At 55.2% G+C, this 24,961-nt stretch carries 26 protein-coding genes and 1 tRNA gene; 8 read left to right on the plus strand and 19 right to left on the minus strand.

Features of this window, described 5'->3' with window-relative positions:
• Positions 1-31 precede the first annotated feature (31 nt).
• A complete protein-coding gene (locus ACR0BI_RS02705; protein WP_480438555.1) occupies positions 32-244 on the plus strand; it encodes a hypothetical protein in 213 nt (70 codons plus the stop codon).
• A 45-nt stretch (positions 245-289) separates the two neighbouring features.
• Here the strand turns inward: ACR0BI_RS02705 and ACR0BI_RS02710 are convergent, their stop codons facing one another.
• On the minus strand, positions 290-1,837 hold the full coding sequence (locus tag ACR0BI_RS02710) for a helicase HerA-like domain-containing protein (protein ID WP_480561490.1): 1,548 nt from the start codon (positions 1,835-1,837) through the stop codon (positions 290-292).
• Positions 1,838-2,280: 443 nt separating this feature from the next.
• On the opposite strand from ACR0BI_RS02710, the gene ACR0BI_RS02715 reads away from it, so the two are divergent.
• Positions 2,281-2,880: an invasion associated locus B family protein gene (locus ACR0BI_RS02715; protein WP_170393045.1), complete on the plus strand. Its 600-nt coding sequence runs from the start codon at positions 2,281-2,283 to the stop codon at positions 2,878-2,880.
• A gap of 52 nt (positions 2,881-2,932) precedes the next feature.
• Here the strand turns inward: ACR0BI_RS02715 and ACR0BI_RS02720 are convergent, their stop codons facing one another.
• The 4 genes from ACR0BI_RS02720 to ACR0BI_RS02735 are packed head-to-tail and all read right to left on the minus strand — an operon-like array spanning position 2,933 to position 7,167.
• Positions 2,933-4,141, minus strand: coding sequence for a beta-ketoacyl-[acyl-carrier-protein] synthase family protein (locus ACR0BI_RS02720; RefSeq protein ID WP_170625892.1), 1,209 nt, complete (start codon positions 4,139-4,141; stop codon positions 2,933-2,935).
• Between the two features lie 8 nt (positions 4,142-4,149).
• Positions 4,150-4,407 carry an acyl carrier protein gene (locus ACR0BI_RS02725; RefSeq protein ID WP_170393043.1) on the minus strand — a complete coding sequence of 86 codons (258 nt, stop codon included), beginning with the start codon at positions 4,405-4,407 and terminating at the stop codon, positions 4,150-4,152.
• Positions 4,408-4,439: 32 nt separating this feature from the next.
• The gene (lpxD, locus tag ACR0BI_RS02730) at positions 4,440-5,531 is read right to left on the minus strand and encodes a UDP-3-O-(3-hydroxymyristoyl)glucosamine N-acyltransferase (RefSeq protein ID WP_480561488.1); all 1,092 of its coding nucleotides are present in this window, start codon (positions 5,529-5,531) and stop codon (positions 4,440-4,442) included.
• A gap of 34 nt (positions 5,532-5,565) precedes the next feature.
• Positions 5,566-7,167: a L,D-transpeptidase family protein gene (locus ACR0BI_RS02735; protein ID WP_480561486.1), complete on the minus strand. Its 1,602-nt coding sequence runs from the start codon at positions 7,165-7,167 to the stop codon at positions 5,566-5,568.
• A 344-nt stretch (positions 7,168-7,511) separates the two neighbouring features.
• Here ACR0BI_RS02735 and mepK point away from each other — a divergent pair, with 344 nt between their 5' ends.
• Complete coding sequence (mepK, locus tag ACR0BI_RS02740; protein WP_170393040.1) at positions 7,512-8,081, plus strand: peptidoglycan L,D-endopeptidase MepK; 570 nt, start codon at positions 7,512-7,514, stop codon at positions 8,079-8,081.
• A 128-nt stretch (positions 8,082-8,209) separates the two neighbouring features.
• On the opposite strand, the gene ACR0BI_RS02745 is transcribed toward mepK, so the two are convergent.
• From ACR0BI_RS02745 to iscR, 10 genes are all read right to left on the minus strand, one after another.
• Positions 8,210-8,286, minus strand: a tRNA-Arg gene (locus ACR0BI_RS02745).
• A gap of 57 nt (positions 8,287-8,343) precedes the next feature.
• Complete coding sequence (locus tag ACR0BI_RS02750; protein WP_480561484.1) at positions 8,344-9,564, minus strand: cysteine desulfurase; 1,221 nt, start codon at positions 9,562-9,564, stop codon at positions 8,344-8,346.
• Between the two features lie 13 nt (positions 9,565-9,577).
• On the minus strand, positions 9,578-10,144 hold the full coding sequence (locus ACR0BI_RS02755; RefSeq protein WP_170510265.1) for a Yip1 family protein: 567 nt from the start codon (positions 10,142-10,144) through the stop codon (positions 9,578-9,580).
• The gene (locus tag ACR0BI_RS02760; protein ID WP_170625888.1) at positions 10,141-10,626 is read right to left on the minus strand and encodes a YIP1 family protein; all 486 of its coding nucleotides are present in this window, start codon (positions 10,624-10,626) and stop codon (positions 10,141-10,143) included. Before ACR0BI_RS02760 ends, ACR0BI_RS02755 begins: the two co-directional genes overlap by 4 nt.
• The gene (gene sufD, locus ACR0BI_RS02765; protein ID WP_170393036.1) at positions 10,626-11,906 is read right to left on the minus strand and encodes a Fe-S cluster assembly protein SufD; all 1,281 of its coding nucleotides are present in this window, start codon (positions 11,904-11,906) and stop codon (positions 10,626-10,628) included. The genes ACR0BI_RS02760 and sufD overlap by 1 nt, the downstream gene beginning before the upstream one ends.
• A complete protein-coding gene (sufC, locus tag ACR0BI_RS02770) occupies positions 11,906-12,661 on the minus strand; it encodes a Fe-S cluster assembly ATPase SufC (protein WP_480561482.1) in 756 nt (251 codons plus the stop codon). The genes sufD and sufC overlap by 1 nt, the downstream gene beginning before the upstream one ends.
• Before the next feature lie 51 nt (positions 12,662-12,712).
• Positions 12,713-12,916 (minus strand): hypothetical protein, encoded by a 204-nt coding sequence (locus tag ACR0BI_RS02775; protein WP_170405842.1) that lies wholly within the window; start codon positions 12,914-12,916, stop codon positions 12,713-12,715.
• Entirely contained in the window at positions 12,916-14,436 is a 1,521-nt protein-coding gene (gene sufB, locus ACR0BI_RS02780; protein ID WP_170625886.1) for a Fe-S cluster assembly protein SufB, read from the minus strand. The genes ACR0BI_RS02775 and sufB overlap by 1 nt, the downstream gene beginning before the upstream one ends.
• Positions 14,437-14,454: 18 nt before the next feature.
• Positions 14,455-15,498, minus strand: coding sequence for a cysteine desulfurase family protein (locus tag ACR0BI_RS02785; protein WP_480561480.1), 1,044 nt, complete (start codon positions 15,496-15,498; stop codon positions 14,455-14,457).
• A gap of 54 nt (positions 15,499-15,552) precedes the next feature.
• Entirely contained in the window at positions 15,553-16,011 is a 459-nt protein-coding gene (gene iscR / locus ACR0BI_RS02790) for a Fe-S cluster assembly transcriptional regulator IscR (protein ID WP_170393031.1), read from the minus strand.
• A gap of 178 nt (positions 16,012-16,189) precedes the next feature.
• Here iscR and ACR0BI_RS02795 point away from each other — a divergent pair, with 178 nt between their 5' ends.
• Together ACR0BI_RS02795 and ACR0BI_RS02800 are read left to right on the plus strand one after the other, a co-directional pair.
• Positions 16,190-16,843 (plus strand): alpha/beta hydrolase, encoded by a 654-nt coding sequence (locus tag ACR0BI_RS02795; RefSeq protein WP_008758207.1) that lies wholly within the window; start codon positions 16,190-16,192, stop codon positions 16,841-16,843.
• Positions 16,843-17,088: a hypothetical protein gene (locus tag ACR0BI_RS02800; protein ID WP_170393030.1), complete on the plus strand. Its 246-nt coding sequence runs from the start codon at positions 16,843-16,845 to the stop codon at positions 17,086-17,088. Before ACR0BI_RS02795 ends, ACR0BI_RS02800 begins: the two co-directional genes overlap by 1 nt.
• 72 nt (positions 17,089-17,160) lie before the next feature.
• On the opposite strand, the gene ACR0BI_RS02805 is transcribed toward ACR0BI_RS02800, so the two are convergent.
• Positions 17,161-17,292 carry a hypothetical protein gene (locus ACR0BI_RS02805; protein ID WP_255612097.1) on the minus strand — a complete coding sequence of 44 codons (132 nt, stop codon included), beginning with the start codon at positions 17,290-17,292 and terminating at the stop codon, positions 17,161-17,163.
• Between the two features lie 186 nt (positions 17,293-17,478).
• On the opposite strand from ACR0BI_RS02805, the gene ACR0BI_RS02810 reads away from it, so the two are divergent.
• From ACR0BI_RS02810 to ACR0BI_RS02820, 3 genes are all read left to right on the plus strand, one after another.
• Entirely contained in the window at positions 17,479-17,814 is a 336-nt protein-coding gene (locus ACR0BI_RS02810; protein ID WP_480438560.1) for a DMT family transporter, read from the plus strand.
• A gap of 76 nt (positions 17,815-17,890) precedes the next feature.
• The gene (typA, locus tag ACR0BI_RS02815; RefSeq protein WP_170421712.1) at positions 17,891-19,708 is read left to right on the plus strand and encodes a translational GTPase TypA; all 1,818 of its coding nucleotides are present in this window, start codon (positions 17,891-17,893) and stop codon (positions 19,706-19,708) included.
• A 273-nt stretch (positions 19,709-19,981) separates the two neighbouring features.
• Positions 19,982-20,839 (plus strand): hypothetical protein, encoded by an 858-nt coding sequence (locus ACR0BI_RS02820; RefSeq protein WP_480561478.1) that lies wholly within the window; start codon positions 19,982-19,984, stop codon positions 20,837-20,839.
• Positions 20,840-20,940: 101 nt separating this feature from the next.
• On the opposite strand, the gene ACR0BI_RS02825 is transcribed toward ACR0BI_RS02820, so the two are convergent.
• From ACR0BI_RS02825 to alaS, 3 genes are all read right to left on the minus strand, one after another.
• Positions 20,941-21,561 (minus strand): transglutaminase-like cysteine peptidase, encoded by a 621-nt coding sequence (locus ACR0BI_RS02825; protein ID WP_170562671.1) that lies wholly within the window; start codon positions 21,559-21,561, stop codon positions 20,941-20,943.
• Positions 21,562-21,921: 360 nt separating this feature from the next.
• On the minus strand, positions 21,922-22,209 hold the full coding sequence (locus ACR0BI_RS02830; protein WP_170393026.1) for a DUF1330 domain-containing protein: 288 nt from the start codon (positions 22,207-22,209) through the stop codon (positions 21,922-21,924).
• Between the two features lies 1 nt (position 22,210).
• A complete protein-coding gene (alaS, locus tag ACR0BI_RS02835; protein ID WP_480561845.1) occupies positions 22,211-24,883 on the minus strand; it encodes an alanine--tRNA ligase in 2,673 nt (890 codons plus the stop codon).
• Positions 24,884-24,961 lie beyond the last annotated feature (78 nt).

The following is a 24,961-nucleotide window of genomic DNA, read 5'->3' on the forward strand; positions in this document are numbered from 1 at the left end:
ACTCAGAGTTTTCGCAATCGGGATCCCGCTGATGGCAACGCTATCAGCGTGTATTCCCTCACCCGAACAATTGGAGACCACCCCGGTCAAGGTCCAGACGCCCAAAGGTGTTGTGACCTGTCAGCTTTACCGCCAGGACCGCGTCACCTGGGACCGCGCAATCGATTTTCCGGCCACCAAAATGTCGGTGCCCGAGGCGGATAATTATTGCAGACAGGAAGGCCTGCGCCGGCTTAATCGATAACAATATGGGCGCGCGACTGGTTCGGCGCGCGCTGCGCTCCGGATTCTATCGATTGCGGAACAAGCCGCCCAGTATGCCCCTGACGATGCGGCGGCCAGTTGTTCCTTTCAGCTCTTTGATCACGGCCTCGCTCATGGCCGTGGCGAAGGTATCCTGATTGCGCGAAAGACGAGATGAAGATCGCCCAACGCGGTTGCCCGAATACCTTCGGGCCGAGGCGTATTCGCGTTCTGCCGGGGTCTGCTGTTCCAGAACTTCGTCGGATTCCGCCTGTTCCGCCGCATTCGCAGCGGCATCCGCGCGCGCCTGCAGAATCTCAAACGCCGATTTGCGGTCGATACGCTTGCCGTATTTTGCATCCATCGGCGAAGCTTTGATCACCGACTGACGCTCAGCTTTGGTAATCGGACCAAGTTGAGAGCCCGGTGGCCGGATCAAAGTTCGCTCGACCACGCCCGGAACACCTTTCTTTTGCAACATCGAGGTCACGGCCTCGCCCACGCCCACCTCTCGGATTGCGGTCTCAGTATCGAAAGCTGGGTTTTCACGATAGGTCTCAGCAGCAAGTCGCAGATTCTTACGGTCGCGCGCGGTGAAGGCCCGCAGCGCATGTTGGACTCGGTTGCCCAGCTGACCCAGAATATCTTCCGGGATGTCCGCCGGATTCTGCGAGATGAAATAAACTCCAACGCCCTTTGATCGGATCAGGCGCGCCACCTGCTCGACCTTGTCCACCAGCACCTTGGGGGCGTCCTCGAACAGCAAGTGCGCTTCGTCAAAGAAGAACACCAGCTTCGGTTTTTCAGGGTCCCCCACTTCGGGCAGTTCTTCAAACAATTCGCTAAGCAGCCACAACAGGAAAGTCGCGTATAGGCGCGGAGAGCCCATCAGCTTGTCAGAGGCCAGAATGTTCACCATCCCCTGCCCGTTCGCATCTGTCCGCATCAGGTCGGCCAGGTCCAACGCAGGCTCGCCAAACAGATTGGTACCGCCCTGATTTTCCAGAACCAGCAAGCGGCGTTGAATAGCACCGATCGAAGATGTCGAGACATTGCCATAGCGCAGCGATAGTTGGGCACGTTTCTCGCCTATCCAGACCAGCAATGCCTGCAGGTCTTTCAGGTCAAGCAGCGGCATGCCTTCTTCGTCTGCGACCCGAAAGGCGATGTTCAGAATGCCTTCCTGCGCCTCGCTCAGCTCCATCAGTCGCGATAGTAGCAGTGGGCCCATCTCTGTCACTGTGGTTCGGACCGGATGCCCCTGCTCGCCAAACAGATCCCAGAACGTGACTGGACACGCGGCGTAAGAGAATGTGCCGAACCCGATCTTCTCGGCCCGATCCAAAAAAGCCTGGTGTAATTTGTGGGTTTCGCTTCCAGGCAGCGCCAGCCCCGACAAGTCACCTTTCACATCGGCCAGAAACACTGGAACCCCCGCCTGTGAGAAGCCTTCAGCCAGAATTTGCAGCGTAACCGTTTTGCCCGTACCGGTCGCACCAGCAATCAGGCCATGGCGGTTCGCATATTTCAGCGACAGCCCCTGTGCCACTGAATAGCCGTCGCCACCACCGCCTACGAAGATCTTGTTGTCCATTGAAAATCTGTCCCGAATTCTACCGATCTGCTGCAAGCATACAAAGTTAACCTTTCGCTGCGAGAGTAAATGTTGCTTCTCGTGGCCTGGCTGCGGGGGCAAACTTCCTCCCTGTCGACTGGCCGTGCCTTTGGGCACGGCTTTTTTTTATAAATTCTACGAAAACCGAAAGACGCAAGAATAGTTTTTTAGGGTTAGGAGTTGACCAACGGGTTCCCCTTTCGTAACGTCTGCGCATAACTAAGTCGGCCAGTCCGACGGGGAGAAACTATTCAGGAAGGGAGCCGCTCCATCGGCTCCCTTTTTCGTTGCAGATCGCGGTGTTTCCCACGCATTTCGGCAAAAAACGATCAATTCCCGGTCTGGAATTCGGATTTACCCTGACACCACTGAATTGCGGTGATAGAGGAAACAAAAAACTGGATCAGTTAGATGAGGCATTCATGATCAGGAAACTTGTCCCTTTTAATGTGGCGGCCGCAGCACTGTTATGCGGAACAGCATTTGCGCAGGAAACCACACAGCAACCTGAAGCCGGTGCTGAAGCCGAAGTTGGCAGCGATCTGGATCTGGGTGAATCCGGTCCCCGTGTTGGCGAGCAATACGTCAAAGAACAAACGGGTGAATGGAATATTTCCTGCATCAAAACCGAAGGCGAAGACGATCCCTGCGCGATGGTTCAGATCCTCAATAACCAACAGGGTGATCCGATTGCCGAAGTTTCGATCGGAAAACTGCCCGAAGGCGGTGCCGCTGTTGCTTGGGCGAATGTCGTTGTACCGCTCGAAACCCTGCTGCAGGCGCAATTGGCTATGTCGATCGATGGGGCACCGCGCAAGCTTTACAATTATCACCACTGCATTCCGGTTGGCTGCGTGGCGCAACTGGGTTTGACTCAGGGTGATATCGACGCGATGAAATCAGGCCAAAAGGCGGTGCTGTCGCTGGTTCCTGCGCGCCTGCCAGATCAGGTTCTGAATATGGACATGTCTTTGTCTGGCTTCACAGCAGGCTTTGACGGGCTGAATGTTTCCATAAACTAAGCCCCGCAAAAACATCGAATAAGAAAGCCGCCGTGATAACACGGCGGTTTCTTCATATACGCTTCAACGCAAGAACGGCGTTCAGCCCACCAAAGGCGAAAGCATTGCTAAGGGCGACATTAACTTTCGCCTCACGCGACTCGTTTGGCACCACATCCAGCGCGCATTCGGGGTCGGGCTCTTCATAGCCAATGGTCGGGGCGATCACCCCGTCGCGCAGGGCCATGATACAGGCTAATAGCTCAACTGCGCCGGTACCGCCGATCAGGTGTCCGTGCATGGACTTTGTTGACGAAATCATCAGATCGTCGGCGTGTGGACCAAACACACCAGCAACGGCTGCACATTCGGTTTTGTCATTTGCAGCCGTGCCGGTCCCATGGGCATTTATGTAACCCACATCGCTTGCATTCAGCCGTGCATCCGATAACGCCCCGGCCATGGCCCGTGCTGCCCCTTGTTTGCTGGGCATAACTATGTCGGCCGCGTCCGAGGACATGGCAAAGCCCACGACCTCGCACAGGATATCTGCTCCGCGCGCGCGCGCGTGTTCGTATTCTTCGAACACAAAAACACCCGCACCTTCGCCTTGCACCATCCCGTTTCGGTTTGCGCTAAAGGGCCGACAGGCATCTTTTGACATGACGCGAAGCCCTTCCCATGCCTTGACGCCCCCAAAGCACAGCATCGACTCCGAGCCACCGGTCACCATTGCGGGCGCTGCCCCGCTGCGCACCATCTGAAATGCCTGCGCCATCGCATGGTTCGAAGACGCACACGCTGTTGATACTGTAAAGCTAGGGCCTTTGAGGTTGTGCTCCATCGAAACGTGGCTGGCCGCCGCGTTGTTCATCAGCTTGGGCACGACAAAAGGATGCACGCGATTTTTACCATCCTCGTAAACCGAGCGGTAGTTGTCATCCCAGGTGGAGACGCCACCACCGGCCGTTCCCAGCACCACCCCCGACCGCGCGGCTGTGTCACCCGAGAATACGATACCGGATTGATCGATCGCTTCTTTGGCGGCGGTTAACGTGAACTGCGTGAACCGATCATACAGCGTCATCTGTTGGCGGTTGAAACGGCCCTCGGCCTCAAAACCCCGGACTTGACCGCCGATCTTGATCGACAGGCGACCCACATCACGAAACTCAAGCTCGGAGATACCACAACGACCCTCGCGCATGGCTTCCAGAGTGTCGGGGACGGAATGGCCCAACGCGTTAATGGTGCCAGCACCCGTAATGACGACGCGTTTCATACCAGCGGTCAGACCTTTTCAGACACGAGTTTTTCGATACCCGCAATGATCGCTGTCACATTCGAAATGTCGAAATCGCCGGATGTGGGCTCGTTTGCGTTGAAGGGCACGGTGATATCGAACTCTTCCTCGATGGCAAAGATACTCTCAACAAGACCCAGGCTATCGATGCCCAATTCTTCGAGCGTACTGTCGGGCGTCACATCCGAAGGCTCAAGCACGGCCTGTTCGGCAATGATTGCTATGACGCGGTCGCTGATGCTCATCTCGATCCCCTGATTTTCGCCTTGGGGATGATTTAATCACTTGAAGGCTGTTTGAAAACAGCCTTTTTCAACGCCTCGACGTCGCGCGACAATCGGGGCAGACGACGTTGGGCTTTATATATCTCGGTATGGCTTTCCATTTTAATGCCCGGGTAGCCCATGATCACGCGACCAGCAGGAACATTTGACAGAATCTTGGTGCCGCCACCGGCAATCACGCCATCACCGATGAAAATATTATCGACAACACCAGTCTGACCACCCAGTACCACGTTATTGCCAATCTCGACCGAACCAGAAACGCCGGTTTGACCACATAACAAACAATCCTGCCCGACTCGGGTGTTGTGTCCCACGTGGACAAGATTATCCAGTTTCGATCCACTTCCGATTACAGTATTGCGTATGGTCCCGTTGTCTACAGTGCAGTTCGAGCCGACCTCGACGTCATCGCCAATCTCGACCGCACCCAGCGAATGGATGCGCAACCAGCTTTGCGCCTTTGCACCCCCCTGATCACCCAGAGTTTTCCGCGCATTTTCGGCACCCGAGACTTCTGGTGTGACATAGCTGAAACCGTCCCCGCCGATACGGGCACCCGGCTGCGCGATAAAGCGATCACCGATTTGAGCCCGCACACCGATGCTGACCATTTCGCGCAGCAGAGCGTTTTCACCAAGCGACGCATCCATACCGATCACGCAATGCGCGCCGATAACCGAACCCGCGCCGACGCGCGCGCGCGCACCGATAACAGCAAGCGGACCGACCGATACGTCGACCCCGATCTCGGCGGTTTCATCAATGACAGCCGATGGATGAATTCCCGGCGCAATCCCCTGCCCGCGATCCAGCATCGCGGTGATCCCTGCCATCGCCATGCGGGGGCGTTGCACAAAAATGGCGGCCTCAAGCCCCAGTGCTTCCCAGTCCGCGCCATCCCACAAAACCGCGGCCCGTGCTGAACCGGTCTCCAAAGCTTCAGCATATTTTGGCGACATCGCCATGGCCAGATCGGTTGGCCCGGCATCTCCCGGCTCGGCTGCCCGCAAGATGGTCAGGCCAGTCTGGCCTTCTGCGACGACCCCCAGGGAATCGGCGATTTGTTGAACGGTAAACTGCATGTCGGGCGTCCTCGTGGCGGGATTTGCCTCGTGATTACCCTTGAACGTCCGGCAGGACCACCCCTGCCTTTTGCAGCGCTTCCCAGATCTTGCGATCCCGGTCATACACGTCGCGGCGATACTGCACCTCGCCTTTGGGGCCAATATAGGCCGTGCGATAAATCAGATGCACCGGAATTTTTTTATCCAGTTCAACCTTCGTTTCTTTGCCCGTGTTCAGCACGCGGTGGAAAAACGCCTTTGGATCCTCTTCCTGCTTGGCCAGCAGCTTATAGGCAAACTCGAACGGTTGCGCCAAACGGATGCATCCATGCGAGAATGCCCGAACCTCGCGTGCGAACAGAGATTTCTGAGGCGTATCATGCAGATAGATGTTGTACTTATTAGGGAACATGAACTTCACCAGCCCCAGTGCGTTGCTTTTGCTGGGGGGCTGACGCATGGAAAACGGGAAATTACGCGCAGTGAACTGGGTAAAGTCAACCGCTCCACGATTTACCTGACGGCCACGGCGGTCGGTGATCTGGATATGGCCGACAGCATTTGGATTGGCCCGTAATTGCGGCAGATATTCCTTCGTGATGATCGAGCGTGGCACATACCAACTTGGGTTGATCACCATATGCTCCATCTCATCCGAGAACTCTGGGCTACGGCGATCATGTGTGTTTTTGCCGATCACGGCACGAGTCTCAAACGTGACCTGCCCGTCATCGACGATCTTGGCAGAAAAATCGGCCAGATTCACCAGAATATGCCGCTCACCACGGTCTTTGGGTAACCAGCGCTCCCGTTCAAGCGCAACGTAAACAGCTTTCAAGCGGTCTGAAACTGGGCGATTGATCTCGGAAATAGTGCCTTTGCCAGCTACGCCATCCGCCTCAAGACCATGAGCAGCCTGAAAGGATTGCACCGCCGCAAACAGCGCATCATCATAGTTTGGGCTGGCAGTAGGCTTCAGATAACCCATCGCGACAAGTCGATTGCGCAGCCTGATGACACTGTTCCCTGTGTCCCCAAGCTCAAGCTTGGAGACAGGAACGGTCTCGCCCCAGCCACCTTGTGTCATCAGCGCTTCCAGCGCCTTCTTCTGTTTCAACAGCGCAAGATACTGGCGCGATTGAGGCATCATATCCCTGAAATAGGTATCACCCTGGCTGGAAACGAGCAGTTCAAGATGCTCTGCGGCGCTGTGTCGTTCCACCGCCCGCACTAGGCCGGGATCAATCTGCGAAGGCGTTACAGAACCGGAATGCAAGTCTCTGGCATATTTGACAAAAACCCGAGTCAGCTCGGCCTCGAGCATGCCCAGATCACGGGTGTCGCGCGCGTCCTGCATCTTTGTCTTCAAAGTCTGGACGTCGTAACGTGCCCCAGGCAATCCATGCAGATCGGTCGTCGAAAGCGCTTCGATCAGGGCTTTGCGTCGTGCAGAATGTTCGGGCGTATCGCCAACCCAAACCGGATCAAACCCGTTTGTGCGATAAAACTCAGCAATTGCCGGGCTGTTGGACACACTTTCCGCAACGGCCAATTGAAACGCTGTGCCATCCGTCCCCGCCTGCGCGACTGAGGCCGAAGCCACAAGGAAAGCGGCGATAAAAACACTTGAACGAGCACGGGTAACAAATGACATAGGATGGCCCTGTTTCTTCAATGACTTGGCACGCCCTATAAGCGGCGTCTGAAAATAATGTTTTGCTGAGCGCCTGATGTCTATTCACAAATTCATCAACAGACCGCTTCTTTGACCCCTGGTGCGCGTTTGCATCGCCGACGCGCGAACTGCGCCAAAAGCAAGCATACTTGCATCAGTTGCGCAAAAAACTGCCGAAATTTCCCCCTTGATTTGACTGCGACCAAAGATTTCTTGGCTGTTGAATCCTACTGTGCCATAAAACCCGTATCTGGGATGGGAAAAATTAATACGGCGCGCGTAACATCGTGTGCAGGCAGGAACAGTACGGGACGAAACAAAAAATGACCAAGAGCAGTACCTCGGGCCTGACCCGGCGTGCCCTATTGGGCGCATTCGCCGCAACCGCAGTTGTTGCAGCCCCCACATATTCCAACGCAGCAGGTTTCCTTCGCGGCGGAGGTGATATTCGCCGTATCCGCATGTATTCCGGCCGTACCGGTGAACGTATCGATATGGTCTATTGGGTTGATGGCAAATACATCAAAGACGCGGTGAAAGAGGTCAACCACTTCATGCGCGACTGGCGCAGCGATCAAGTCAAGTCCGTGGACCTGAGGACCATCGACATCATGGCTGCCACCCACAATCTTCTGGATGTCAGCGAACCCTACATGCTGCTGTCGGGTTACCGCTCGCCGCAAACCAACGCAATGCTGCGCCGCCGCTCGCGGGGTGTTGCCAAGAATTCGCTTCATATGAAGGGTCAGGCTGCTGATCTGCGACTGTCATCACGCTCGGTCTCGCAAATGGGTAAAGCAGCGATGGCCTGTCGTGCCGGTGGCGTTGGACAGTACTATCGTTCGAATTTCGTTCACATGGATTGCGGGGTCATCCGCTCGTGGCGCGGCTAATCGAGCATTTCATCTTTCGCTGTTGCACAACCCCCATCAGATAGTTCTGGCGGGGGTTTTGTTTTGCTTGGAAAAACAGGTTCGTGCACCGTCAGTTCTGCGTAATATGACGACTAGCAAAGGTGAAATGGCGCACCTGAGAGGATTCGAACCTCTGGCCTCTGCCTTCGGAGGGCAGCGCTCTATCCAGCTGAGCTACAGGTGCCTTGGCCGTTAGCTACCCTCGTTCCAATCCGGGTGCAACTGCAAATCCGCAGTACGATCAGGCAAACAGATCGTGGGCAAGCTCCAACGCATCGATCAAAGTGTCGACCTCATCCGTCGTGTTATAAAGCCCAAAGCTGGCACGACAGGTAGCAGTGACCCCCAAATGGTCCATCAGCGGCCCGGCGCAATGGTGCCCTGCGCGCACTGCGACACCCTTTTTGTCCAGAATGGTAGAAACATCATGGGCATGCCCTGCCCCATCCAGAGTAAAGCTGAATATCGCGGCTTTGTTCGCTGTGGTGCCTTGAACCTGCAGCCAGTTCAATCCATTCAACCGTTGCATTGCATAGTCGCGCAAGCCGGCCTCATGCGATGCGATGCTCTCCATGCCAAGGTCCATCATATAGTCAAGCGCCACACCCAACCCGATGGTCTGCACGATGCCGGGGGTTCCGGCCTCGAACTTCATTGGCGGATCGTTGTAGATCACCTGATCTTTTGAAACCTCTTTGATCATGTCACCGCCACCTATAAAGGGGCGCATTTCAGCCATGCGGTCCGATTTGACAAAAATTGCACCAGAACCGGACGGGCCGTACAGTTTATGACCCGTGATGGCATAGAAGTCACATCCGATGTCATCGACATTGACGGGCATATGAACCGCGCCCTGGCTGCCATCCACCAGAACCGGAACGCCTTTGGCGTGGGCGCCTTGCGTGATTGCTTTGACATCAACCACAGTGCCCAGCACGTTCGAGCATTGGGTCACCGCAACCAGCTTTGTCTTGGGGCCAATGGCATCGATTACCGCCTGAGGGTCAAGATGGCCGGTCGCATCGACATCGACCCATTTCAGCACCACGCCCTGCCGTTCGCGCAGGAAGTGCCACGGTACGATGTTGGCGTGATGTTCCATCACGCTGAGGACAATCTCGTCCCCCGCCTGCAGGCGTGGCATTGCCCAACCGTAGGCGACCAAATTGATTCCTTCGGTCGTACCCGAATTCAGGACAATCTCATTCTCGTTTGATACGCCCAGAAACCGCGCAACCGTGCCACGGACGGCCTCATATTTCTCGGTCGCGAGATTTGACAGATAGTGAAGCCCTCGATGTACGTTCGAATATTCGTGCGCATAGGCCTGCGTGATCGCGTCGATCACTACCTGGGGTTTCTGCGCGGAGGCCCCGTTGTCTAGATAAGTCAGCGGCTTTCCGTTGACCTGACGTGACAGGATCGGAAAATCTGCGCGGATTTTTTGTACGTCATACATAGACAGGACTTCCCTATACAGACCCGGCGGGGATCAGCCAAAGAACAAACGGGACGGCCACAAGACCAGAGATCAGGATCACCACAAACGATTTTCCCAACGACTGAAATCGATGCGCCTCGTTGAGAAAATGCAAGGTGATGTAAAGGCTAAGACCCAGCATCGCCAGACTGGCCGGTAAGAATAGAAACGGCAGCGCTGCAACCAGCGCTAGAATGATTGCTTGCCCCGCAATTTGCAGGATTTGCAACCAGACAATCAGCGTCATGAAGTCATTGAACGTTCCCGTTCCACCCAGGACGCGGCCCACTAATAGGAACGTCACGACGCTGATCATGATTGCCGCAACGGAAACAAAAAGCGTCCTCGATAGTGGCTCAGCCAGTTGCTGAACATCCGGACTGATAAGCGGCAGGACGAAGCTGGACGCAGACTGGACCAGTGCGTTCAGGATCACCGCGAGAGAGAAGGCGAGCCACAGTACATCCGTACCCAGCCGCAACGCGAGCAATCGTCTTGCGGCTTCGGCTGGATTGGACAGGGTCAGAACGACCAGGTTGAGCAGTGCGGTGGAATTCATATAGCAGCCTTTTGCGATTGCTTGAGGCCCGACAACCAGAACCAGAGAAAAACCGCAACCCATAACAGCCCCACAAGTGTTTGCGCTGACCCGGGGCCGATGAAACCGGACACCAGCCCATTCAGCAACACCAAAGGCGCTGACGCGAGAAGCGCCCAGAACAAGGCTAGCCGCGCGCCATAGCTGGTGCCATCGCCCCCCATCATCCGCGCGATGAAATGGGTAAGCCAAGCAAGAAGATAAAAGCACAATGGCAGAATAAAGACCGAGCCCAACAGGGCCCCGCCCAACAGCATGTTCAGCTCTATCCCTTCCAGATGAGCCCTCCGTGCAAGGCCGGGCAATTGCGCGATAAAGCCTATTACACAGAACGCCATCACAAACGCCAATGCGCGATCTTCGCGCGGCCCCATATCAAGCAGCCGACGCACCACACGCCCCGGTCCGCGATACGTGGCCACGATATCAGTTGTGACAGGCATCAGCGTCGGCGTGCCAGCCAATCTTGCAATCGGGACACGATATCAGCTGCCAGATCCTCGTCCTCGATTTCATCAACGGCTTCAGCCAGGAAGGCCAGTGTCAACATGTCGGTTGCTTCTGCCGTTGGGACGCCACGGGAGCGCAGGTAGAACAAAGCCGTTTCATCAATGGCGCCCGAGGTCGAACCGTGCGAACACGCCACGTCATCGGCGTAAATCTCAAGCTCGGGTTTGGCGAGGAACTGACTGTCATCGTCCAGAAGCAGCGACTGGCTGATCTGGTAACCGTCGGTTTTCTGAGCACCTTCCTTCACCAAGATCTTGCCCTGAAAAACACCCGTCGCACCATTGCGAAGCACCTTCTTGAACACTTGGCGGCTCTCGCAATTCACCGCATCATGGGTGACAAAGACCGTGTCATCATGGAGAAAATCACCGTCTCCAACACACGCACCCGCCACGTGAGCGACCGCATCGTCACCCGTCAGTTCGACGACTTGCTCGTTTCGCGTCAAAACTCCGTTCACGGTCAGCGTGAAGGATTTATAAACGGATTCTTTGCCAAGCCGCGAGAACATATGAGTCGCCGCACGGCGTTGATGATCCCTGCCCTGCGCACGGATATGATGCAGCGTGCCATTGTCGGCGATATCGATCTCCATGCATTTGTTGAAGCGCGACGCTGCGGGTCCGTTTTCAAGGATCGTGACTTCGGCACCGCTTTCAACCCGAACGACGTGATGCAGGATCGCATCCGACGTTTCAGATTCATGGCGATAAATCAGGTTAATCGGTTTGCTCGGCTTGCCGGATACATGAATGGCAACTCCATCTGACGCATAGGCCGTGTTCAGCGCCGCCAAGGGACGCGCCACTGGATCTTGGCCTTTTGCTTCAAGAACGCCGTATAACTCTTTGGCCCAATGGATATCTTTGCAACAGATATCTTCCAGCCGATCGATCGTTACACCCTCCAGAGACAGATCATCAGACTCTTCCGGGCTGAATACGCCATCAATGAAAACGATCTTCAGTCGGTCGAGCGCGTGGAACAGAGCCGGTTCATCCGTTTTGAACAAAGCAGCACTGGGAGCTTCCGCAGAGACCAGAGTGTCTGGACGGGTATATTTCCAGTATTCATCTCGACGACTGGGCAAACCCATCGCGCGTACACGTGCAATTGCGGCTTCGCGCGCTTTGCGTGTGCATCCCGCATCCGGCATGGTCAGCGCTGCCAGCCGTTCCTCGGTCGCCGTTTGTTTTGCTTGGGGCAAAGCCATCAGTTCACCTCAGCCAGTATGTCGGCATAGCCGTTGTTTTCAACTTCCAGCGCCAGTTCGGGACCACCGGATTTCACGATACGACCATCCGCCATGATGTGAACCACGTCAGGTTTGATGTGATCGAGAAGCCGCTGATAGTGCGTGATAACAAGGAAACCCCGCCCTTCATCGCGCAGGGCGTTCACACCCTCGGCCACCAGTTTCATCGCGTCCACGTCAAGGCCCGAGTCTGTCTCATCCAGGATGCACATCTTCGGCTCAAGCATCGCCATTTGCAGGATTTCGTTGCGCTTTTTCTCACCACCCGAAAAGCCAACATTGACCGGACGTTTCAACATTTCAGCGTCGATTTTCAGCGCCTTGGCCTTGGCACGAACCTCTTTCAAAAAATCCGTCGCCGACAGCTCTTCCTCGCCACGTGCTTTGCGCTGCGCATTCACGGCGGTGCGCAGGAAGGTCATGTTGCCCACACCGGGAATCTCGACCGGGTACTGGAACGCCAGAAACACACCTGCGGCTGCACGTTCTTCCGGTTCCATCTCAAGCAGATCCTCGCCATCAAGCGTCGCGCCGCCCTCGGTCACCTCATAGCCATCACGACCAGACAACACGTAGCTGAGCGTTGATTTGCCCGAGCCATTGGGCCCCATGATCGCATGCACCTTGCCAGGCTCGACCGTCAGGTCGACCCCTTTCAGAATTTGCTTGTCTTCTTCCTCAAGTTTGACGTGCAGGCTATTGATTTCCAGCATTTTCTGTCCTTTAGCATCTCGCAAGGGGCGCATTGCGACCCCGATAAGTTCTTATCCCAGCACCTTGCGGATCACGCGGGCGATGATCCATCCAAGCAACGCGCCTGCGCCCACTGCCCAAACCGGGTTTATGAAGTCCATGTACTTGGTATTGACGTAAGCAACCCCCAACAGGCCGCCGAGCACCGGCAACGCATAGCCAAGCACGGTCAGGACATCGTCCTTTCGGATTCGCTGTTGGGGTTTTGGTGTCATCAGCCGACTGATCCCTCAAGGCTGATTGCCACAAGCTGTTGCGCTTCCATCGCAAATTCCATCGGCAGCGCCTGCAGAACGTCCTTGCAAAACCCGTTGACGACCAAGGCCACGGCTTCTTCCTCGTCCATGCCACGCTGACGGCAATAGAACAGCTGATCGTCGTCTACCTTCGAGGTAGTCGCCTCGTGCTCGACCCGAGATGAGTTGTTCTTCACCTCGATATACGGAACCGTATGCGCCCCGCATTTGTCGCCGATCAGCAGGCTGTCGCACTGGGTGTAGTTTCGGCTGTCCTTGGCCTTTGGATGCATCGACACCAGACCGCGATAGGTATTCTGCGCCTTACCGGCGCTGATCCCTTTCGATACGATCCGCGACTTGGTGTTCTTGCCCAGATGCACCATCTTGGTGCCGGTGTCGGCTTGCTGCATGTTGTTCGTGATTGCGATCGAGTAGAACTCACCCTGGCTATCGTCGCCACGCAGGATGCAGGACGGGTATTTCCAGGTCACAGCCGAGCCGGTTTCGACCTGCGTCCACATCACCTTGGACCGATCACCCCGACAATCGGCGCGCTTGGTCACGAAGTTGTAGATACCGCCTTTGCCATTCTCATCCCCGGGGAACCAGTTCTGAACGGTCGAGTATTTCACCTCGGCATCTTCTTCGACGATGATCTCGACAACTGCCGCGTGCAACTGAGCGGTGTCGCGCTGGGGCGCGGTGCAGCCTTCCAGATACGAGACGTAAGAGCCCTTGTCGGCGATGATCAGCGTGCGCTCAAACTGGCCGGTATTTTCTGCATTGATGCGGAAATATGTGCTCAGTTCCATCGGGCAGCGCACGCCCGGCGGGACGTAGACGAATGAACCATCCGAGAATACAGCCGAGTTGAGCGTGGCATAGAAATTGTCTGAGACCGGTACGACCGTCCCTAAGTATTTTTTGACCAGTTCCGGATGCTCTTTGATCGCCTCGGAAATCGAGCAGAAAATAACACCGGCTTTCTTCAACTCTTCCTGAAAAGTCGTCCCGACCGAAACCGAGTCAAATACTGCATCAACAGCAACCTTACGGCCTTCTGCCGGTGCATTCTCAGCGCCCTCGACACCTGCCAGGATCATCTGTTCTTTCAAAGGGATACCCAGCTTTTCGTAAGTCGCCAGAAGCTTGGGATCGACCTCATCCAGAGATTTGGGTTTATCTTCCATCGATTTCGGACGGGCATAATAATACTGGTCCTGAAAGTCGATCGGCGGGTAGTGCACCATCGCCCATTTAGGCTCTTCCATCTGGGTCCAGCGCTCGAACGCGGCCAGACGCCATTCGGTCATCCACTCAGGCTCATCATTTTTGTCCGAAATCAGACGTACAATATTGGGATTCACGCCTTTTGGCGCATACTCCATCTCGATATCAGTTTCCCAGCCGTATTTATAAGTGCTGACCTCGCGAACCGCGTCTACGGTTTCCTGATCGACACCCTCTTTCACCTGGGTCTGGTCCAAAGCGGCCATAATTCACCCTCCGTCAGATCACGCGGCCCGCGCGCGATGCTTTTTCTCTTTTTCAAGCCACGTTTCCGCGAAACGCAGCACATCTTCTTCTGCCGTCTCTGGCCCCAGCGATACGCGGATTGCGCTAGAGGCCGTCATCTCATCAAATCCCATGGCCGTCAGTACGGCGCTTGCACGAACCTTGCCGCTGGAACAGGCCGAGCCCGCACTGATCGCGAAGCCTGACAAATCCATCTGCATGACCTGTGTCTCGCCCTTCCATCCCGGTGTGGCGAAGCACAGAGTGTTGGGGAGTCGCCTTTGGTCATTCCCGACAAAAATAGTAGCTTTCGTACCAGCCTCAAGAGCGTTTTCTAGAATATTTCTAAGTTCTGCAACGTTTTCCCAAACGCCATTTTCTAAATCACGGGACGCGGCTTCAGCTGCTGCTCCGAACCCCGCAATTCCAGTGACATTTTCCGTACCCGAACGACGCCCCATCTCCTGCCCGCCGCCCTTGATTTGCGCAGCAAGATTGGTGCCGCGTTTCATCACCAACGCCCCGATCCCTTTTGGCCCGCCAAGTTTGTGGGCTGAAATCAGCGCCATCTCAGCCCCCAGCCAGTTGAAGGCTATCGGCAACTTACCAAAAGCCTGAGTCGCGTCGGTGACCGCAAGACCGGCAGGCAAAGTTTGAACAATTCCAGTTTCCGAATTGGCCAGTTGCAGCGTGGATCGGGAAGCGTCCGGCACGTCAACGTAACCGCCTTGGGAGACAGGCAGAACCTCATTAATCCAAGCTCTTACCGCGTCATGTTCAATCGCTGCACCTTGAAGATCGCGCCCCGCCATGGCCAAAGCCGCTGCCTCCGTCGCACCAGAAGTAAACACGATGTCGGCACCATCTGCCCCAAACGCTGTTGCGATTTGAGCCCGCGCTTTCTCGACCACCGCTTTTGCGGCGCGCCCTTCGGCATGGACCGAGGACGGATTACCCACCAAATCCATCGCCGCGATCATTGCATCGCGGGCCTCGGGCCTCAGAGCGGCGGTTGCGTTATGGTCGAGATAAACCCGTTTCATAGATGTATCTTTTCCAAGATGGGTTTTGACGGAACACAGAAAAACGTCATCAGATCAATCGTCCACGACTGCGAACAAGCTAGGAACAGCGGGACACGGTGCAAGATCATTCCGAATTACATCCGACAGCCGCGTTTGATGCAGGAATACGTAAACATTCGCGCTCAGGCTTTCCCACAACCGATTGGTCAGTGACTGCGCCCGGCTGCCCGAAGACGCGCCCGAGGCACCTGCCCCCTTGTGCATCGCATCCACCGTCTCATCAACCGCGGCCAGTATCTCGACCACACGGATTTCCGAGGCAGGTCGCGCCAGGCGATAGCCCCCACCCGGTCCGCGTACTGAACTGACCAGATCAGCTCGACGCAGTTTCACGAAAAGCTGCTCCAAATACGGTAGTGAAATATCCTGACGTTCGGAAATCTCGCCCAACGTGACAAGTTTGTCCGAGGACTGAAGGGCGATATCCGCCAGCGCAACCATCGCATAGCGGCCTTTGGTCGACAGCTTCATTTTGTTTCCTTCAGGCAAGAACTGCGCGAAAACATTGACGTCGCCCGAGCCAGTGCGTATCTCCCACTGACAGCGTTTTCACGCGACACAATGTAATTAGAACCGTTCTAAGGTACCTGAGGATTACCGTCAAGTTAATCTCGGGGCCGACGCGTCAAAAAACAGGACCAAAGCACACATGCCCGAGGTGATTTTTCCCGGACCCGAAGGCCGCCTGGAAGGCCGCTACCACCCGCAAAAGGAAAAAGACGCACCGATCGCTATCGTGCTTCACCCGCATCCACAATTTGGCGGGACCATGAACAACAAGGTGGTCTATAACCTGCATTACGCCTTTTACAACATGGGCTTCACGGTTCTGCGTTTTAACTTTCGCGGCGTTGGTCGCAGCCAGGGTGAGTATGACCAGGGTGTAGGTGAGCTGAGCGATGCAGCATCAGCGCTGGATTACCTTCAGTCGATGAACAACAACTCCAAGCATTGCTGGGTAGCTGGGTTTTCGTTCGGTGCATGGATCGGAATGCAGCTTCTGATGCGCCGCCCCGAGATCACTGGCTTCATCAGTGTATCGCCGCCCGCAAACATGTACGACTTTTCGTTCCTGGCACCCTGCCCGTCTTCTGGCTTGATCATCAACGGATTGGCGGACCGTGTGGCACCACCTGCAGACACTGCGTCTCTGGTCGGAAAGCTGCATGAACAAAAGGGTATCACCATCACCCATAATGAGGTGGAAGGTGCCGATCACTTCTTCCAAGACCGCCACATGGACACACTGATGACAGATGTGACGGATTACGTGAAACGTCGCCTGACAGAGAATACGCGCTGATGTCCGATACCATCACTACCCTGGCCGCCAGATTGGCCGAGGACACGATGAAGGTTATGGACGAGACGGGCGAGGATCGATTCTTTGTGGAGGTTGGAGACGTTCTCGGTGCAGCCTCGCAATCTCTGGAAGAAGCGTTCTTGACCGAAATCCGGGTTAGGCTGGCGGAACGCAAGGCGCGGCAATTCGTGGTGAAAAGACTGTCTGAACATCGATCCAAGCTGAAAGCGATCGAAAAGCAGTAAAGATTGCTTAGCGTCTGAAGAAAAGAAAAGGAGCCCGAAAGCTCCTTTTCGAGGATATCGTTCGGTGGGCGCCTAAACCGGAAAACCTGTGAACCGCTCAACATTCTGGGCTGCATCAATGTCGACGGACCCCCCGTCTGCAAGCCATCCCAACGCCACAATCAAAACCGAAGCGATAATGACCGATTTTGCAAAAGTCGTCATCTTATCAAACTCATTAAAAACACACTAAAAACAATCGAGTGTTTAGCACGAATGCAAAAGCCCGAATAGTCGGGTTTACCTGACCTTTGGTAAAGTTAGGGTTTTGATCATCTGCATCTGAATCCCCTTGCCCAAATAATCGCAAGTATGCTCAACCTTTCGCGATAATTCAGAGAGGCATCGCTCGTGCCAAAGACCTACCTAATCCTAATGTTGGCTGTTATCGCGGAAACCATCGGCACGACTGCGTTGCAGGCTAGCCATCAGTTTACGCGATTTTGGCCGTCGGCTCTTGTCGTGGTTGGCTATGGGGCAGCCTTTTATCTTATGGCCCTCACGTTAAAGGTCATGCCCGTGGGCATTGTCTATGCAATCTGGTCGGGCCTCGGTATTGCCCTGATCGCACTGATTGGATTTCTGGTTTTTGGCCAAAAACTCGATTGGCCCGCAGTCTTGGGTTTGGGCATGATTTTGAGTGGCATTCTGATCATCCACCTGTTTTCAGCCACAGCGGGCCACTGACCGCCGGTTAGGGCTGGTATATTTTGTCGCGCCGCGTTATGCGCGCGGCAACTTCCCGTTCAAAGGCTGACCTCTCATGGACCTGCGCAATATCGCAATCATCGCTCACGTGGACCACGGCAAGACGACCCTGGTGGATGAGCTGCTTAAACAATCCGGCGCGTTCCGGGAAAACCAGGCCGTGGCAGAACGCGCCATGGACAGCAACGACCTGGAACGCGAACGCGGCATTACCATCCTGGCCAAAGCCACCAGCGTTGAGTGGAAGGATACCCGCATTAACATCGTCGACACCCCCGGCCACGCTGATTTCGGTGGGGAAGTCGAACGTATTCTCAGCATGGTCGACGGCGTTGTACTGCTGGTCGATGCCGCCGAAGGCCCGATGCCGCAAACCAAATTCGTGACCTCAAAGGCGCTGGCTTTGGGCCTGCGCCCGATTGTCGTGCTGAACAAGGTCGACAAACCCGATGCCGAGCCTGATCGCGCGCTGGACGAGTGTTTCGACCTTTTCGCCAACTTGGGCGCCGATGACGATCAGCTGGACTTCCCGGCCATGTATGCTTCGGGCCGGTCCGGCTGGGCCGATATGGAGCTTGACGGTCCGCGCAAGGATTTGACCGCCCTGTTCGATCTGATCGTTGATCACGTCCCCGCCCCCAAGCAGATCGAGAAAAAGGACGAACCGTTCAGGATGCTCGCCACCACTTTGGGCAGCGATCCATTCATCGGTCGTATTTTGACCGGTCGTGTGGAAAGTGGAACTCTGAAAGCGGGTGACAGCCTCAAGGCACTCAGCCGAGATGGCACCCAGATTGAAAGCTTCCGCGCGTCGAAAATCCTTGCATTCCGTGGATTAGCTCAACAACCCATTGACGTCGCTGAAGCAGGCGACATTGTCACGATTGCGGGTATGAGCAAAGCCACCGTGGCAGATTCCCTTGTAGCCCCGCAAGTCGAAGAGGCCCTGCCTGCCCAGCCTATCGATCCGCCAACCATCACAGTGACCTTCGGCATAAACGATTCCCCGCTGGCCGGTCGTGACGGCAAAAAGGTTCAGTCTCGGGTCATTCGTGATCGCCTGATGAAAGAAGCCGAATCGAACGTAGCCATCCGCATCAGCGACACGCCCGGCGGCGAAGCCTTCGAGGTTGCTGGTCGCGGCGAATTGCAGATGGGTGTTCTGATCGAAAACATGCGTCGCGAAGGATTCGAGCTTAGCATCTCGCGCCCACAGGTTTTGTTCCGCGAGGAGGACGGCCAGCGCCTTGAACCTATCGAAGAAGTCACGATCGATGTGGATGATGAATATTCTGGCGCGGTGATCGAGAAAATCACGGGTGCGCGCAAAGGTGAACTGGCTGAAATGCGCCCTGCAGGGGCAGGCAAGACCCGGATCATCGCCCACGTGCCGTCTCGTGGCCTGATCGGCTATCACGGAGAGTTCCTGACCGATACACGCGGAACTGGTGTCTTGAACCGGGTCTTCCACGGCTGGGCAGCCCATAAAGGGCAGATTCCTGGTCGACGTGCGGGTGTTCTGATCTCGATGGAAAACGGTCAGGCGGTCGCCTATGCGCTGTGGAATTTGGAAGAGCGTGGCCGCATGTTTGTTGGACCGCAAACCGATGTCTACCAGGGCATGGTGATCGGTGAACATTCGCGAGACAACGATCTGGAAGTGAATCCGCTGAAAGGTAAAAAGCTAACTAACGTGCGTGCCAGTGGATCGGACGACGCAGTAAGGCTGACCCCTCATATTCAGTTCTCACTTGAAGAGGCAATCGCCTATATCGACGACGATGAACTGGTCGAGGTGACGCCTAATGCGATCCGGCTTCGCAAACGTTACCTGGATCCGCACGAGCGTAAACGGATGTCAAAATCAGCCTGATCAATGCTGTCAACTTGTTCACGTTTTGGAAACATTGCCACATTCGTGACATTTTTGCGTCAGGCTAGAAACAACACAGAAAAAGAAGACCTGGTGCAACAGCAGGTCTTCTTTTTGTTTTTTATGGATTAATCGTGTTTGAGTGAGCTGGATCACAGAAATCCAACAGAAAGTTTGCTTGAAAATAGGCGATAGAAAGAGGACTTTGTGTTCAAAGTGTGACGCCGTTTGAGTATACGGCAATTTAGTTAACGAGTGCTTAAGGAGCGTGCGATGCGCATCAAATCCAAACTGTTATCGATTGCTTTTGCTTCCGCAATCTTACCCTTCATCTTCGGAAATTCCGCTCAGGCGGCTGGTACTTGCACAGTGAGCACGGCCAAACAGTCTGTTTCGTCGAACACTCTTTGTGCCTGCGACGTGGTTACTTCAGGCATGCTCCGTTACATCCAACGGCGCGCCGACTTCGAGTCGATCCTGGAGCGTACAATTCTTGATTGCCCGAGATTTGCAGCTGTTTTGACTGACTTGCCTACGGCGAGCATCGGCATTAACCCGCAGCGCACGGGTGACGGTGCCTCAGACGAAAGAACCGAGCGCGATAGGCCTGATACCCCGGTCACACCCGATTCACCTGACACACCTGATACGCCTGACACACCCGATACGCCTGAGAAGCCAAACGGCGACGACGAAAAAGCCAAGGAAGAAAGAAAAAAGGCAAAGGAAAACAGGAAAAAGGCGAAAGAAGAGCGTGAAAAGGCAAGGGAATACAGGGAAAGAGTCAAAGATAAGAGAAAGACAATCAAGCAGCACCGGCAAACGGCTAAAGACTATTCTGAAAAAGCCAAGCAACTACGTGACGCTGGCGATATAAAGGGTGCGAAGCAGGCAAGGGAACAAGCGCGACTGTTTGCTGGGTGGGCCAAAGAAAGCCAAGCTTGGGCTAATGAGCAACGTGCCTACGCACAACAACATGCCGCTAACGCCAAGATGTACCGGGAAAGTGCCCGGCAGTCGCAAGAGCGTTTGGGAAAACTGTCAATAGCCGAAGCCAAACGGGTCAAAGACAGGGCCAAATCCCAAGAACGCAGAGCTGAGCGCGAAAAAGAGGATGATCGCGGTCATTAATTCCTTCGATCAGGGTTGTGCGCGACCATAGCGCCACTGACGAGAATAGCGGATGGGCGGCGTGCAGATGCACCCGCCCACTCTAGTTGAGGTCGAAGAACTCAGCTTTTTCCATAAACTCCCAGCCATCTGGCGGGCTGCTTAGGATCTTGCATCCTCAGGAACAGATAGCGCGTCGCCTTCCAAGGCTTGATCTGATTGGTCAAATTATCCAGAACCAGATCGCCGTCGCTTGACCGATAGACCAAAACAGCATGAGAGTTTCTGCGCGTATCCAACACTGTCGCGAGCAGTAGTTTACGAGGGTCGAAACCAGCCTGGATCAAATCTCTTTTCTTTAGAAGCGCAAAATCTTCGCAGTCACCACCGCGCGACGTTGGAAGCGCCCAAAGTTCACTGGTTTTGTATTGCGACTGATCCGTGACCTCTCGCGTGGATCGATTAACGCGGCGGTTGATCTCTTTGACAAGCTTCAATTCTTGGCTGGTGGATAAGGAACCGATACCTTTTTGCGCACATGCCCACGAATACTTACCGCAAAGCTGACGCGCGCCGGAGGGTGGTGGCGAGGCAGCGATACTCGGGATAAACGCGGCATCTTTCGCCGATGCTTCAGTCCCAAACAACAGCGAACCGTTAATCAGGATAGCCAAACCAAACAGCCCGCCAAGCTTGGCAGCGCTCTTTAAGTGGGCGTCTAAGGTCGTACCAAAGAATTTCATGCCTGTCCCTCGAGTCCTATTAATCCCTGTAAATTGCGTGGATCAGAACCCATCTGAATACCGGACCATATCCGCAAACCGTGGTTGTCACGCAATCAAATCCGAGATTGAGCGGAAAAAACGGCGGAAATTCGTCACTTTTCGTGACCATTTCCGCGCAAGAAAGTGGCGCGAAGTGCCACAATCGGACAGAGAAATATGTTCAAAACCAACAGGAAGTACGCACAACCCATTGTAATAATGCATATAAATTCAGAGCGCTCGTGAAGAGCCGCCCAGTCTAAGATGCATGGCATGTCGCACCGCTCTAGGCCGGGCAGAATTTGCAAGTTTCATGCAAAAGTAGATTTAGCCTGATTCTCAATCGGTAATTTCAACGACCACCAGCTCTCGCTCGCTGGCGCCACGGGCATGATCCAATGCCTGCTGATATGCAGGAGAATTGTAGCACTCTACCGCAGCCTCGACGGTTGGGAAGCGGGCGACCACATTGCGTGGTCGCTCTTTGCCCTCTAACTGCACGTAACGTGCCGCGCGGGCGATGAATTCACCCCCATGCGCCGCAATTGCCGGCCCTGCAAGCTCGGCGTATTTTCCATAAGCATCGGCATCTGTCACAGTAACGTGTGCGATCCAAAGTGCTGGCATCTTATCCTCCCAAAACCTGTTCAGCCGCCTTGATTGCAGCCTCTGCATTTGAGGCATCCTTGCCCCCACCCTGTGCCATGTCAGGCCGTCCACCACCGCCCTTGCCGCCAAGTTCGGTCACCGCCGCGCGGACCAGATCCACCGCAGATACCGTGTCTGTCAGGTCCGAAGTGACCCCCGCTGCGACAGCCGCTTTGCCGCCGGTATCAGCAATCAATAATACTGCACCCGTACCCAAACGGCTTTTGTGCTCATCAATCAATGCAGGCAGGTCCTTTCCGGAAACACCCGAGAGCGACTGCGCAAAGAACGCCACACCGTTTACATCGCGCGCTTCAGCGCCACTGCCCTGCCCCGCACCTCCGGCCATCGCCAGATCACGGCGCAACTGCGCAACTTCGTTTTGCAGCGACTTACGCTCATCCAGCAGAGTCTTAACACGCGCCACAACGTCATCAGGCTGCGCTTTCAACTCAAGCGCAATTGAGGAAAGGCGATGATCCTGTTTCGACAGATACTTAAATGCGTCATCACCGGTCAAAGCCTCGATCCGCCGCACGCCCGCGCTGCTGGCACTGTCGCCCAGCACGACGAAGGTTCCGATATCACCGGTCTGGCGCACATGGGTACCGCCACACAGTTCAATCGACCATGTTTCGCCATCCTGGCCTTTGCCGGTGGGTGCTTTGCCCATCGAAACCACGCGCACCTCATCCCCGTATTTCTCACCGAACAGAGCTTGAGCACCCAGTTCACGGGCGTCATCAGGTGTCATAATCCTGGTTTCCACGGTTGAGTTTTGCCGGATGAATGCGTTCACCTCTCGCTCAACTTTCTGCACTTCTTCCAGTGTCAGAGCCTTGGAATGGCTGAAATCGAACCGCAAACGATCTGATGCGTTGAGCGACCCGCGCTGCGCCACGTGGTCACCCAATGTCTCGCGCAGAGCTTCATGCAGAAGGTGCGTCGCGGAGTGGTTGGCACGAATGGCCGTGCGGCGCGCGTGATCGACTTCCAGCTCAACTGCGTCACCTTTTGAGATCGCCCCATGATCAATCGTGACCTTGTGAGCATAGACTTTGCCATCAGCAAACTTTCTGGTGTCTTCAACGCGGGCGATATCGTCGCGCTCATCCAGCCTGCGAATTTCACCGGTGTCGCCGACTTGGCCGCCGGCCTCGCCATAGAACGGTGTCTGATTGACTACGACCCAGCCGGTACCACCCTTCTCGATCTTGTTGACCAATACACCATCGACCACCAACGCAGCGACCTGCCCTTCGGCCTTTTCAGTATCGTAGCCAAGGAAATCGGTCGCACCGGCCGCATCCAGCACATCGAACCAAACCACCTGATCGGCAGATTCGCCAGACCCGGCCCACGCCGCGCGAGCCTTGGCTTTTTGTTCGGCCATGGCCACGTCAAATCCATCGGTGTCGACGGTTCGACCTTTCTCGCGCAGCGCATCCTGCGTCAGATCGAGCGGGAAACCATAGGTATCATACAGTTTGAACGCCGCGTCTCCGGGTAGTGGATCGCCTTCAGGTAAGCCCGAGACTTCCTCATCCAACAGCTTCAGACCGCGATCCAAAGTTTGCTTGAACCGAGTTTCCTCAAGCAGCAGTGTCTCTTCGATCAGTGGCTGCGCCTGACCAAGCTCTGAATATTGCGCACCCATCAATTGCACCAGCGTGGGTACCAGGCGGTGCATCACCGGATCTTTGGCCCCCAACAGATGCGCATGGCGCATCGCGCGGCGCATGATACGGCGCAGAACATACCCTCGCCCATCATTTGACGGCATCACACCATCCGCGATCAGGAACGAAGTTGAACGCAAGTGGTCCGCAATCACGCGATGATGCACGTTTTGATCCCCATAAGGATCAACACCGGTCGCATCCGCGGAGGCTTCGATCAGCGTTTTGAACAGATCGGTGTCATAATTGTCGTGGCTGCCTTGCAGCAACGCTCCAATGCGTTCCAATCCCATGCCGGTGTCGATCGACTGCATGTCGAGTTCGACCATCGAGCCGTCTTCGAACTGTTCGTTCTGCATGAAAACGATGTTCCAGATTTCGATGAACCGATCACCATCTTCCTCAGCCGAACCCGGAGGCCCACCCCAGATGTGATCACCGTGGTCATAGAAAATCTCGGTGCACGGGCCGCAGGGGCCGGTAGGGCCCATTTGCCAGAAATTGTCATTGGTAGCGATGCGGATGATCCGGTCTTCAGGGACACCAACCTTTTTCCAGATTTCAAATGCCTCATCATCGGTGTGATAGACAGTGGCCAACAGACGGTTCTTATCGATACCAAACTCTTTGGTGATCAGTTCCCAAGCGAACGGTATCGCCTCATGCTTAAAGTAATCCCCGAATGAGAAATTCCCCAGCATTTCAAAGAACGTATGGTGGCGAGCGGTATAGCCCACATTGTCCAGATCGTTGTGTTTGCCGCCTGCACGCACGCATTTCTGTGCAGTGGTAGCACGGCTGTAGTCGCGGGTTTCGACGCCAGTAAACAGATTCTTGAACTGAACCATACCCGAGTTGACGAACATCAGTGTCGGATCATTGCGCGGAACCAGCGGGCTGGACGCAACCACTTCGTGCCCCTGCTTGGCAAAGTAGTTCAGGAAGGTAGATCGAATGTCGTTCAGCGTTGGCATAAGGCTCTCTCGGCGCGCAGTCGTTATGGTCAGCAAAGGTTTAGCCCCACCCCCCGAGAGTGTCCACAGCATTGGCCC

The sequence above is a fragment of the Ruegeria sp. E5 genome, assembly GCF_056534105.1.